Consider the following 11,963-nt stretch of genomic DNA (forward strand, 5'->3'; position numbering starts at 1 on the left):
CGATGAAACTATCTATAGTGGAAAACGGCAAGCAACGAGAAAACTCCGTCGATTTCTCCCGCTTTGCCAAAGAACTGAAAAAGAATGCCTGGAAAATCGCGCTGGCCGGCATTATTGCCGGGGTAGTGGCGTATCCCTTGATCAGCATGATGTCATCAAAATATGTCTCGACGGCGACGGTGCTGATTAAGGCACAAGCTGATAACGTTTCGCCGTTTCCACAGGTGGATGGTTTTGATTCAACGCGTAGTGGATATTACGAAACGCAATATGCGCTGATGCAGTCACGCATTATCCTCGAGCAGGCGGTCCGCGATCTGAAGCTGGATGAAAAACCGGATTTTACCGGGGTGAAGCCCGGCTCTGGTAGTGAAGATCAGCAACTGAGGGTTGATCAGGCGCTGAAAACATTGTCGAAAGATCTGAAGGTCATCGGTATCCGTACCACTAATCTGGCCTCTATTTCTTATGAATCTTCCTCGCCTCAACTTTCAGCTGAGATAGCCAATGGTGTCGCTCAGGCCTTTATCAACTACACGGTAGAACAAAAGCGCCTGAAAGCAGAGCAGGCTCGCAATCTCAACTTTGAAAAAATGGAAGAGATTCAGAAATCGATAGCGAAACAAAAAGAGGAAATGGATAGCTACCTGAAAAACTCTGGGCTGCTGACCTTCCGTGGTATTGATGGTTTTGAAACAGAGCAGTTAAGCATTGTGACCAACCGTCTTGCCGATGCGACCCAACGCCGTGTCGCCGCGGAGTCTGTTTATAATGAAGTAAATAGCCGAGGGAAATCTTCAGGCGATATCATTTCGCTGCCATCAGTTTCTGATCATGCGCAAATTCAGGATTTACGCATTGCGCTGATTCAGGCGCAGCGCACGTTGTCGGAACTGCGCAAAGTGTATGGGCCTAAAAGTGCCAATATTTTAAAAGCAGAAGCCGATGTGCAATCAATCCAAAATCAAACGGGTCGGGTACTGGGTGAGTTAAAACTTGGCTTACGTCAGCAGTATTTGGCTGCGCTGGCCGATGAAAAGAATTACCAGCAGCAGGTTGCTGAGCAAAAAGAGATCTTCCAGAAGATGGCATCAAAACGGGATGCCTGGAACAGCCAAAAATTGGCGTTAGATAAAATGGAAGATCTGTATAAGACGCTTTATCAGCGGACTCAGGAATTGTCGCTGTCCGGGGTTAATGCGGATGCGGTGCTGTATGATCCAGCCGTTCCCCCGTTAAAGCCGTCTAAGCCGAATAAATCGTTGCTGCTCGTGATGGTGGTGATGCTGGTTGTGGTATTCAGCATCATGTATTTCATCGTCAAAGCGGCAATGGATAATTCAATTAGTACCCTGAGCCGTCTGAAGAAACGTCTCAATGTCGAGCCATTGGGCGAAATTCGTCGGTTTACCGGCACTTCGGGACGCGCGCAGGTTCGGGATATGATACTGAAGAACCCGCTGAATGCCGATATCATCCACGGTATTCGCACCCGAATTATGCTGGATAATCGATCGCTGCAGACGGTCGCTATTACTTCGGCGGAGCAGGGTGAAGGGCGCTCCCTGTTGGCGAATCTGTTGGCCAGTTCATTCAGCTTCGATCAGAAAACGTTGCTTATTGATGCTGATTTCTTCAATACCAACGGCCTGTCTTCTGAACTGGCATCAGCGACTTCTGCTGGTGTGGCGGAGCTGTTGCAGGGAGAGGCTCCACTTGAAAAGGTACGGGTTAAGATCACTGAAAATCTTGATTTCATTCCCCACGGTAAGACGACTATTTCCTCGTTACTGATGCTGTCGTCAGAGCGCGTTGAACCCGTGATGCGCGAACTGAAGTCGCAGTATCAACGCATTATTATTGACGTTGCAGCGGTGAATCAAAGTCAGGATATCCAACTGATCAAACGAGCCGTTGATGGGGTTATCTTTATCGTGAAAGCCGGAACCGGTTCTGCGGAGAATATCGCCAGCGCACTGGATAAGATTGAGGATTATCAGGGCGTGGTGATTGGCGCAGTGTTGAATGCGGTCGAAGAAAAAAACCTTGAAACGCAGGAAGGGTTGCGCTCATTGAACTTCAATACTGACCAACTGATGACTACGCCAGGTCGTGTATGAGTTTACTGAAGAGCGCTTCTACGATAGCCAGTTCATCAGTCGTTTCGCAGCTGATTGGTGCGCTGTCTATCTGGTTGATCTCACATAAGTACGATATGGCAGAGGTTGGGCTGTATGCGCTCAACTACAGTATCGCGGTGGTGGGGGCACAGGTGTGTACCTTTGCCTCACAGCTGTTGATTCCCAAACAGCAGGATGACGAGCTGGCGCAAAATGTGGTGTTCTGTTTGCTGCAAAGCGCGCTCATTGCGTTACCGTATGCCGTCCTGACCGCGTGGTTGTTTCACCAGAACATACTGTTTCTCTATTTGCTGACGCTTTCAACGGCGTGGGCGTTAATATCGGAAAACTTATCGCTGCGGACAGCCAACTTTTATTTTCTAATCTTTCAGCGTATTTCTGTCTCCGTGGTGGTGGTGCTCTCGGTACTGCTCACGCACCAGGTACAGACATTTTACTGGTCGTGGGCCTGCGCCATGATTTTGCTGACCACTAGCTGTATTTTTCATTCGTTTGATATTCGTTCGGTGACGTCGCAGCATTTGCGCCCGGCAAGTAATTTACGATTTTTTAAACAGAATATTCATCATATCACTAAAGTTGGTAGTGCTGAGGTGCTGGCAATGGCGAGCAGTAACTTGCCTATTATGCTGATTAACTTCTGGTTTTCGGCGCTGACGGCGGGGTATTTTTCCGTTGTAAGCCGGTTCTGTCTGGCACCGGTAGTGATTATCGGCAACGCGGTACGCAATACCATTTTTTCTAAATGGTCCATCGACTTTAGAAATAACACCTTCAATTATCAGGAGTATACGAAGGTGCGTATGCTGCTGCTAGTGCTGGGGGTTGTCTGTACCTTAGGCGTCTTTATTTTCTATCCCATTGTGATGCGCCTGGGTTTTAGCGAAGACTGGATTAACTCCATTGAGACGTCGCGCTACATGCTGCCCTATTTGTTCCCGGCGCTGGCGATAAGTCCTTTAACGGTGATTGAGCTTATTTTTGGCTCGCACCGCTATTTTCTGCGTATCCAACTTGAACAGTTGGCGATTGTGCTACTGGCGTTTGTGGTCGTTCCCTATTTTTACCATGATTATGCGGCGTCAGTAATATTGTTCTCTTCACTGACATTTATTCGCTATGCGTTCATTTACCTGAAAATGAACAAGCGGGCCAATCTCCTGAAAAACAAGCCGGTGACGCCATGACACTGAATACCGGAAATTATTTACAGGTCTACACCTTTATAACGCTGATCCTGTGTGGTCTGGTGCAGTATTTCACCGGCATGCAGTCCGTGTTGTGGATCCCGTTTTTCCTGACATTGCTGATGGTGGGATTACTGGTGATGCAGACGCGAGATGGGGCGCTGCGTCTGGATGCACAGGAAACCATTATCCTTGCGCTGTATTTTTCCTTTCTGGTGCTGGCGGGAACATCGACCCTGATTCAGGGCGGGGTCACCGTGGCAATTGTGGCCTTCAAAAACGAAATCGCGTTATCGCTGGTGATGGTTTGTTTGCTGTTGGGTTTTTGCCGTGAATCGCAGATATATCGGGCGACGCGCTATCTGTACTGGGTGTTCTATGCGCAAATCCCGGTGATGATTTATCAGGTTTTGCTGGTTGTTCCTCAGCGTGTGGCCGTACGCGGGGAAGATGAAAAATGGGACTCCGTGGTCGGAACATTCGGCGGAGATCCAATGGGTGGCGGCAATACGGCGGCGATGGGGTTATTTTGCCTGTTAATTATGTTGCTGAAACTCTCTGAATATAAGCATGGGCTTACGACGTTTAAATCCGCAGCGCTGCATATCATCCTTGGAATAGGGTTATGCATCATTGGCGAGGTCAAGTTTGTCATCCTGCTGTCACCGATATTTCTTGCATGGGTGTGGATATCGCCGAGCTATGTTAAAGATGTCAGTAAGGTAAACCTGAAGACGTTATTTATCATTGTGGCAGGAATGCTGGTGCTCATCGGCCTGTCGATTATGATATTGGCCTGGTACTACTCTTCCGCTTTTGGCAGCGATCCGACAAAAGGCTCATTAAGCATTTTTATTGATTCATTGAGCTATATCTTTGATCCGAACTACATCATGTCGACCGGAGAGTTGGGGCGTTTCACAACGTTTCTGTTCTGGTTAAAAAATAACGATCTATGGGGACTGTCGGGCACATTATTTGGCTATGGGCTTAATGCCACAAACAGTGGTAGTACGGTCTCCCCTGGGTTTTTGAACATTATCTATAACCTGATTTTAGACTCGACTGCGCTGAGTATGCTGCTGTGGGAAGTTGGCATTATTGGCACGCTGCTGTTTATTGGCTTGTTTATTTATATTCTGAAAGTATGTCAGCCAAAACCAGTATTGATGCTTGAACAGCTGGATAAACAGGATCTGCAGTTACTGAGCTTTGCGCCCGCGTTTAACGCTTTCGCTATCAGTTGTTTAATCAGCTTACCTTACAGCCAGATATTGATGATTACGCCGATGTTACAGTTCCTGTTCTATTTATCGCTGGGGGCGAGCTTAGTGATTCGTCGAACCGTACTTCGCAGTGCAGGGGGATGGTATGGACAATAAGCCATTTATTTCAGTGAGTATTAAGACGCTCAACGAATCTAAAGGCATTGAGAAAACGATCGACAGCATTCGGCGTCAGTTGGTCGGGTATCCGCATAAAATTATTGTGGCTGACAGTCTGTCGACAGATAACACCCAGCAGTTGGCAGCCAATAAAGGCGTCACGGTAGTGTCACTCACCGATCCAGGCGATCGCTGTTGTGGGGTGGGCCATCAGTTGGGCTATCTGTACAGCGAAGGGGAATATTTATTATTGATGGATGGAGATATGGAGCTGGAAGATGGCTTCATTGACCAGGCTGTTGCCTTTTTGCAGGCGGAACCGGACTATGCCGGGGTGGCCGGTACCGTCGAAATGGATGATGCCGTTAACTATGAGTTTAAGTCTCGTAAGCAGCGGATCAATAAAATCTATCCTCTTGGCGATAGCGATCATCTGGGAGGCGGTGGACTGTATCGTCGGTCGGCAATTGAAAAAATTGGTTATCTGACCAACCGTAATTTGCACGCTTATGAAGAAGCTGAGCTGGGTCTGCGTTTAATCGAAGCGGGTTATAAACTGCGGCGTTTGGATATTCCTTACTTCAGCCATACGTCACACACGCTGTCGACGTTTAAGATGCTGGCGCGCCGCTGGACCAGCGGTTATTACCAGGCTCCGGGTGAGCTTTTGCGTTGTAGTTGGGGGAAACCCTGGTTTTCCCAGTCATTCAACATCGTGAGGAATGAGGCGGTATTTGCGCTCTACCTTATTCTCTTATTTGTTGCGCTGCTCACCTTTAATATCAACGTGTTTGCCGTTGCGCTTCTACCCTTACTGGCATTTGCCTTGTTGAAGATTGTGCAAAACCGCTCGTTAACAGATGGGCTGCAAAGCGTTATTAATTTAATCGTACGTTCAGCGGGGTTGATCAAAGGTATTTTTTATCCGGTACGCGATCCGCTGACTCCGCCCAGCAATAAAATCATTAATGAATAACCGGGGCAGGCGCCATGAAAGTATTATTAGTTAACAAGTTTTTTTTCATCAAAGGCGGCGCGGAAACGGTTTATTTTCAAGAACGCGACATGCTGAAACAGGCTGGTGTGCAGGTCATTGATTTTTCCATGCAGCATGAGAAAAATTTCCCCTCTGATTATGCGGATTATTTCGTCAGCAATGTCGATTACCATAAAGAGAGTAATCTGTTGGGGGGCATCAAAACCGCGGTTAACTTTATTCATAACACCCAGGCCTGCAAAAAAATGCTGGCGCTTTTACAAAAAGAACGCCCTGATATCGTTCACTTTCATAATATTTACCATCAGTTGACGCCGGCGTTGATTAAAGTGGCGCGCAATTTTGGCTGTAAAACGGTGCTGACGGCGCACGACTATAAGATTGTCTGTCCTGCATACTCCATGTTACGCGATGGGAAGGTGTGTGATGCCTGTATCACCGGTACCGTTTTCAATGCCTTCCGCTATCGCTGCCAGGAAGGCTCTGCCTCTAAAAGCTTGCTGCTCTCGTTAGAAGCGACCTGGCAATACATTGCCCAAAATTATCAGGCTCTGGATGTCATTGTTTCACCGAGCGTCTTTCTACGCGGCGTGTTACTCCGCACGTTGCCGAAATCACGAATCGATGTGATCGTCAATGGTGTTGATGATAGCCAGCCCATCGATGAGGTCGTCGATGACGGTTATATACTGTACTTCGGCCGCCTGAGCCGTGAAAAGGGTGTGGCAACGTTGCTGGCCGCTCATCAGAAAGTGCGTAACCCGGCTCCGCTGAAAATAGTGGGGCACGGTCCGTTGCATGACGAGTTAGTGGCGAAATACCCGGAAGCTGAGTTTTTAGGTTATGTACAACAAGGGGATGCCCTCAATCAGCTCATTAAGCATGCCCGTGTGGTGATCCTCCCCTCTGAATGTTATGAAAACTGCTCAATGGCGGTGCTGGAGGCGATGTCTTTCGCGAAACCGGTGATCGGGGCGCGCATTGGCGGGATCCCCGAACAAATACGTGACGGTATTGAAGGGGTTTTATTTGAGCCGGGTAATGCGCAGGAACTGGCGAAGGCGATGGATACTCTGGTTGATGACCCGGATAAAGCTCGTGTCATGGGCTTACGGGGGCGCGCACGCCTGAGTGAAAAATATGCGCTTAGCAAACATATGGATACCTTACAGGCGTTATATAAAGAACTTCTGGGCAGGCCATAGAATGAGTAAAAAAATAACGGTTTTTGGTACCCGCGGTATTCCGGATGTATTGGGCGGTGTGGAAACCCACTGCCAGAATCTTTATCCGGCGATTAAACAACAGTTTGACGTTGATATTTGTGTGATCGCCCGCTCGCCGTATGTTAGCTACAAACGATCTTCTTATAAGAAAGTTGAGACCTATGCGCTATGGGCTCCCAAAAAACGGTCACTGGAAGCGATTGTGCATTCCGTTTTAGCGGCGTTTAGAACCTGTGTCGACCGTTCTGATATTGTGCATGTCCATGCGATAGGACCGGGTTTGGTGATCCCATTATTACGCGTGTTAGGTAAGAAGGTGGTTTTTACCCACCACGGACCTGATTACGATCGTCAAAAATGGGGATTCGTCGCCAAAAAAATATTGCTGCTGGGTGAACGCTGGGCGGTGAGATATGCCAATGAGGTGATAGTGATTTCTGAGGTTATTAACCAACTGATTCAGAAAAAGCATGCTCGCTATGATGCGCATTTGATTTTCAACGGCGTCAATAAGCCCCGTCCGTTGTCAGATCAAACCCTTCATGCCACGCTTTCCCGCTTTGGACTCGAGGCGAAAAACTATTTCGTGGTGGTCGGACGGTTTGTGGAAGAAAAGGGGATGCATGATGCCATCTCCGCGTACAAACTAAGTGGTTTGCAACAGCCGCTAGTGCTCATTGGCGATGCAGATCACCCAACGGAATACAGTATTCGACTCAAGCAACTTGCCGCTGATACCCCTGGCGTGGTGATGACCGGATTTTTAAGGGGAGATGAACTTCAGGCGGTGTTTTCGCAGGCCAGGCTGTTCGTTATGCCTTCCTACCATGAAGGGCTACCGATTGCACTTCTGGAGGCGATGTCGTATTCCCTTCCGGCGGTGGTGAGCGACATTCCCGCAAATTTGGAAGTGCAGTTGCCGTCTGAGGCCTATTTTCGGGTCGGCTCATTGTCCAGCCTTGCTGAGAAATTAACCGCCTGGGCCAGCGCAAATAGCGTGGACTATCGTGTCTATTTGCAAAATTATGACTGGCAGGAAATTGCCAGAAAAACAGTCAATGTCTATCACTCAATTGATAAAGATATAGGTTAATTTTGACCAGTCCTCAGAATCGCCCCCCCGTCATCGAACGATTTTATGCGCAACTTGATGAGCATATATCGGAGGGACTGACTCCGGAACAAAAAGACGGGATCGAGAAAGCGATCGTCGCCAGCACTCTGGCATCAAGACATCGGATCGATATTCGCAGAAGTTTTCCATTTTTCGGTAAACGCTTTTATCTGGTTTTTTTATTCGGCAGAGACTTACGTCAGCGGCATCGTCAGGAGTCGACCTTATCGACCATGTTGCTCACTTTTTTGCTGCTGCTAGGCACGCTGTTTGTCACCTGCTGCGTATTACTGACGCTATATATGATCAAATCCGCATTGGGTATTGATGTATTCCAACATTTTCACGTTGGTATCTGGGACTGGTGGTTAAGCCTGAAAGACCGCTAGTGTTATCAAACCTGTGGAGGGCGTCACTGCGATGAAGTGTAAATGGTTTTCTGCGCTGTTGTGTCTGTTCTGTCCGCTGACGGTATTGGCCGCATTAACGACCGTAACCCCCAAAGCATTGACGGGCCCACTGACAAACCCAGGTATCGGGGTCGCCAGTTTTCATCAAGGATATGGTGAAACGCTTGGACTGCCGGATTATCCCGACACCGGCTTTGAATATGAGCGCTTTTACTGGCGTGACCTTGAGCCTGTCGAAGGCCAGTACAATTTTGCACTGGTTGATGACGCTTTTAAGTATGCCGCGGCGCATCGACCGGCGATGAACGTCGGACTGCGGTTTATGGCGCTTGCTGAGCCGGAAACCGGTTCACAAATTCCTGACTGGTTGATTAACAAAGGCGTAAAGGGAACCTGGACGCCTGACAAAAAAACCTTTATCCCTGATTTAGACGATCCCCTATTTATTGAATATAGCCAGCGCCTGCTGAACGCGATGGGTAAACGCTATGATGGTAACGAGAACCTGGCTTTCGTGGATATCGGCATGGTGGGGTCGTGGGGAGAGTGGCATAACAGCAACTTCCCGATGCTGAAGCCATTGCTGGAGCGCTATACCACGGCGCAGTTGGACCGCTATGTGACGATGCATTTTACGGCTTTCCCCAGTACGCCAAAAATCATGCTGATGAGTGGTGGGCAAAGTCTGGCGAATGCGGTCGCGCGCGGGGCAGGCTGGCGTGCGGACTGCCTGGGCGATCTCCGCGTGTTTTCTGCTTCCTGGAACCATATGGCGGATGATTATCCGCAACGGCTGCAGGCCGCACAGAAAAGCTATTCAGGATTTAATGATGCCTGGAAACATGCGCCAGTGAGCTTTGAGATCTGCTCGTACATGCAGGACTGGAAAAATACGTTTCACTATACGCGAGCGGAAGTGCAGGGGATTTTTGACTGGGCGGTGAAGCAACATACCAGTACGATTAACCTGAAATCGAGAACAGTGCCCCGTGAGTATCGTCCGATTGTCGACGAAGCACTGACAAAACTGGGCTATCGGTTTCGCTTAGCATCTCTGAGCCACGAGTCCGTCTGGGAAGGTGGACAAGAATTCACCCTGACAAGCACCTGGTATAATGAGGGTAACGCGCCGATTTACTTGCCCTATACGCTGGCATTTCGTCTGGTCGATGAGGCCAATAAGGTGGTGGCACAAGGGAATGCCCCGGAAGATATACGTCACTGGCTGCCCGGAAAGTACTCACTGAGTTACCCGATGCCGATGCCCGGGACGCTGCCGAAAGGGAAATATGCTATTGAGACGGCGATAGTGGATAAAACCGGTGCGGCAAGAATTCACTTTGCCAATGAAGGGAAGCAGAGCAACGGTTGGTATCGCGTCTCTGCGGTAACGGTGAAATAGCCTGCCATAGTAAGGAGCCTGGCAACCAGGCTCCTTATCGTTAAAAATTAAACGTGATAGCCATCTGGATTGTTTTTTTGCCAGTTCCAGGTGTCGCGTATCATTTCATCCAGGGTGTAGATGGCCTGCCATCCCAACTCTTTTCGTGCTAACGACGGGTCTGACCAACACTCGGCAATATCCCCGGGCCTTCTGGCCACAATCTTATAATTAATGCGGGTTTGCGCCGCTTTCTCGAAGGCTGCAATCAGGTTAAGTACGGAATACCCGATACCGGTACCGAGATTGAAGACTTTGTATGCCGCCCCTTTTTCCTGGCAATCCAGTGCCGCTAAATGGCCAGTTGCCAGATCCATCACATGGATGTAATCACGCACACCGGTGCCATCAGGGGTTGGATAGTCATTTCCATAGACCGACACGCTTTCCAGCTTGCCAATCGCCACCTGAGAAATATACGGTACCAGATTGTTGGGGATACCATTCGGATCTTCGCCAATCCTGCCCGATGGATGCGCGCCGACTGGGTTAAAGTAGCGTAGGCAGGTGATTCGGAAATCGGGCTGTGCGCGGGAAAAGTCTGCCAGAATTTGCTCGACCATGAATTTTGATGTGCCATACGGATTGGTGGTACCACCGGTTGGCGATTGTTCACTTAATGGAACGCTTTCCGGGTTGCCGTATACCGTGGCGGAAGAGCTGAAAATAAAGTGCTTCACTCCCGCAGCCAGCATCTCACGCAGTAAAACCAGCGTGCCGGTGACATTATTGTCATAGTAGGCAAGCGGCTCTTTTATGGATTCTGAAACTGATTTTAATCCAGCAAAATGAATGACATCGGTGATGTTATGGTTAGAGAAAATCGTTTTCAGAACATCGTTGTTCAGCACATCAGCAATATAAACGATGGGCGCTTTACCGGTCAGTTCCGCAACCCTGTCCAGGGATGTTTGTGAGGAGTTGGAAAGGTTATCGATGACCACAACATCATCACCTCTTTCCAGAAGCGTCAGCACGGTATGTGAGCCAATATAACCAGCACCACCAGTGACTAAAATTGCCATACAGTCTCCAGATATATTTTTTGCAAACTATCATTAATTCATTAATGCCACCGCATAAATAAACGTTATTGGTGGCGTCGGTTAAGGTAAAAATTCCGATATTTCACCCGGCATTTATAAGATATTTTTTTAAGTATAGAAAACAGGCTGAATTTGCTTATCTTACTGTCATACACGATATAGTTATTGGTGAAGTTCAGCGTGTGGACGCCCTCGCTTTGGTTGATGCTGGCATTGATCTGCGCAATCAAACGCTCATCAAAGCTGGATGCGTTAAGCGTGATTAGCTCTTTGATATAAACAGACTTTCCGTACGTCTCTGGTGTGCATTCCTGAGTGAGGAAATAGAGTTTATTATCAACGCAGTGTGGTGCGCCAGCGCCCCGGGGGTGTTGATTCGACAGGTTAAGCGTTGGCACTATTTTTTGCCATGGCCCGGTTACATCACTGGCTGTATGGATAACTAACTCATCTTCCATCGTGGTGGATAAAAGATAAAGATTTTCATGCAACGAGACGACGACGTTATCGGTGAGCGCCTGGTCAGGTACTAATACTTTTACCTGTTTCCAGCGCGTAGGGAACTCTATCGACTGGAATAAGATAACCTCTTTCCTTTCTGAAGACTCCGGGATCATGAAAAGCTGATCGTTGCTGTAAAATAAAAAAGGAAATGATAAATGGCATTTTAGGTTATCAAAACCGTCGAGTTTCACATCCTCAAGCTCAACCAGGTTAGCATCAAGGATACGGCAGCGCAGAATACCTTGCGAATTACGAAAGCTTAGTGCTTCATAAAAAACATAAACTTTATTGTCTTTTTCAATAATGAAAGGATCGGCCTGAAAGGTATATTTCTTTTTGAGCTGTTGGGCTCGGGTGCGGTTCAGAATTTCCAGCGTGTTAGTGGGAAAGGTATGCGAACCATTATTTTTCAGGATCATAATATCCCACGACTCATGAAAAAATAACATATTAATCAGTCTGTTATTTTTCGTTCGCATGCGTACCTGCTCCTTTTTATCGCTTAATCTATT

The 11,963-nt window shown here is 48.1% G+C and carries 10 protein-coding genes; 8 read left to right on the forward strand and 2 right to left on the reverse strand.

The annotated features are described in order from the left end of the window. The first annotated feature begins 2 nt into the window (after nucleotides 1-2). From HV041_RS02345 to HV041_RS02380, 8 genes are read left to right on the forward strand one after another with little or no spacing between them, the layout of a single operon-like run. Nucleotides 3-2,120 carry a polysaccharide biosynthesis tyrosine autokinase gene (locus HV041_RS02345; protein WP_182294041.1) on the forward strand — a complete coding sequence of 706 codons (2,118 nt, stop codon included), beginning with the start codon at nucleotides 3-5 and terminating at the stop codon, nucleotides 2,118-2,120. Next, nucleotides 2,117-3,328 (forward strand): capsular biosynthesis protein, encoded by a 1,212-nt coding sequence (locus HV041_RS02350; RefSeq protein ID WP_048212976.1) that lies wholly within the window; start codon nucleotides 2,117-2,119, stop codon nucleotides 3,326-3,328. The genes HV041_RS02345 and HV041_RS02350 overlap by 4 nt, the downstream gene beginning before the upstream one ends. After that, nucleotides 3,325-4,710, forward strand: coding sequence for a hypothetical protein (locus HV041_RS02355; protein WP_061068415.1), 1,386 nt, complete (start codon nucleotides 3,325-3,327; stop codon nucleotides 4,708-4,710). Before HV041_RS02350 ends, HV041_RS02355 begins: the two co-directional genes overlap by 4 nt. Beyond that, a complete protein-coding gene (locus tag HV041_RS02360) occupies nucleotides 4,700-5,689 on the forward strand; it encodes a glycosyltransferase (RefSeq protein ID WP_061068414.1) in 990 nt (329 codons plus the stop codon). Before HV041_RS02355 ends, HV041_RS02360 begins: the two co-directional genes overlap by 11 nt. Nucleotides 5,690-5,703: 14 nt before the next feature. Further along, on the forward strand, nucleotides 5,704-6,915 hold the full coding sequence (locus HV041_RS02365; protein ID WP_182294042.1) for a glycosyltransferase family 4 protein: 1,212 nt from the start codon (nucleotides 5,704-5,706) through the stop codon (nucleotides 6,913-6,915). Between the two features lies 1 nt (nucleotide 6,916). Then, a complete protein-coding gene (locus HV041_RS02370; RefSeq protein WP_048212972.1) occupies nucleotides 6,917-8,029 on the forward strand; it encodes a glycosyltransferase family 4 protein in 1,113 nt (370 codons plus the stop codon). 2 nt (nucleotides 8,030-8,031) lie between these two features. Then, on the forward strand, nucleotides 8,032-8,439 hold the full coding sequence (locus HV041_RS02375) for a hypothetical protein (RefSeq protein ID WP_101742956.1): 408 nt from the start codon (nucleotides 8,032-8,034) through the stop codon (nucleotides 8,437-8,439). 31 nt (nucleotides 8,440-8,470) lie between these two features. After that, nucleotides 8,471-9,862: a DUF4832 domain-containing protein gene (locus HV041_RS02380; RefSeq protein ID WP_121584948.1), complete on the forward strand. Its 1,392-nt coding sequence runs from the start codon at nucleotides 8,471-8,473 to the stop codon at nucleotides 9,860-9,862. Between the two features lie 47 nt (nucleotides 9,863-9,909). Here HV041_RS02380 and galE read toward each other — a convergent pair whose 3' ends face one another. Continuing rightward, entirely contained in the window at nucleotides 9,910-10,926 is a 1,017-nt protein-coding gene (gene galE, locus HV041_RS02385) for a UDP-glucose 4-epimerase GalE (protein WP_121584947.1), read from the reverse strand. Between the two features lie 65 nt (nucleotides 10,927-10,991). Beyond that, nucleotides 10,992-11,930, reverse strand: coding sequence for a hypothetical protein (locus tag HV041_RS02390; protein ID WP_048212968.1), 939 nt, complete (start codon nucleotides 11,928-11,930; stop codon nucleotides 10,992-10,994). Between the last annotated feature and the right edge of the window lie 33 nt (nucleotides 11,931-11,963).

The organism is Citrobacter sp. RHBSTW-00029, assembly GCF_014104295.1.
Lineage (GTDB): Bacteria > Pseudomonadota > Gammaproteobacteria > Enterobacterales > Enterobacteriaceae > Citrobacter > Citrobacter youngae.

Coding starts and splice junctions, on each gene's coding strand:
- HV041_RS02390 (WP_048212968.1), bottom strand. CDS start 11,930: ATGCGAACGAAAAATAACAGACTGATTAATATGTTATTTTTTCATGAG.
- galE (WP_121584947.1), bottom strand. CDS start 10,926: ATGGCAATTTTAGTCACTGGTGGTGCTGGTTATATTGGCTCACATACC.
- HV041_RS02345 (WP_182294041.1), top strand. CDS start 3: ATGAAACTATCTATAGTGGAAAACGGCAAGCAACGAGAAAACTCCGTC.
- HV041_RS02365 (WP_182294042.1), top strand. CDS start 5,704: ATGAAAGTATTATTAGTTAACAAGTTTTTTTTCATCAAAGGCGGCGCG.
- HV041_RS02380 (WP_121584948.1), top strand. CDS start 8,471: ATGAAGTGTAAATGGTTTTCTGCGCTGTTGTGTCTGTTCTGTCCGCTG.
- HV041_RS02355 (WP_061068415.1), top strand. CDS start 3,325: ATGACACTGAATACCGGAAATTATTTACAGGTCTACACCTTTATAACG.
- HV041_RS02370 (WP_048212972.1), top strand. CDS start 6,917: ATGAGTAAAAAAATAACGGTTTTTGGTACCCGCGGTATTCCGGATGTA.
- HV041_RS02350 (WP_048212976.1), top strand. CDS start 2,117: ATGAGTTTACTGAAGAGCGCTTCTACGATAGCCAGTTCATCAGTCGTT.
- HV041_RS02360 (WP_061068414.1), top strand. CDS start 4,700: ATGGACAATAAGCCATTTATTTCAGTGAGTATTAAGACGCTCAACGAA.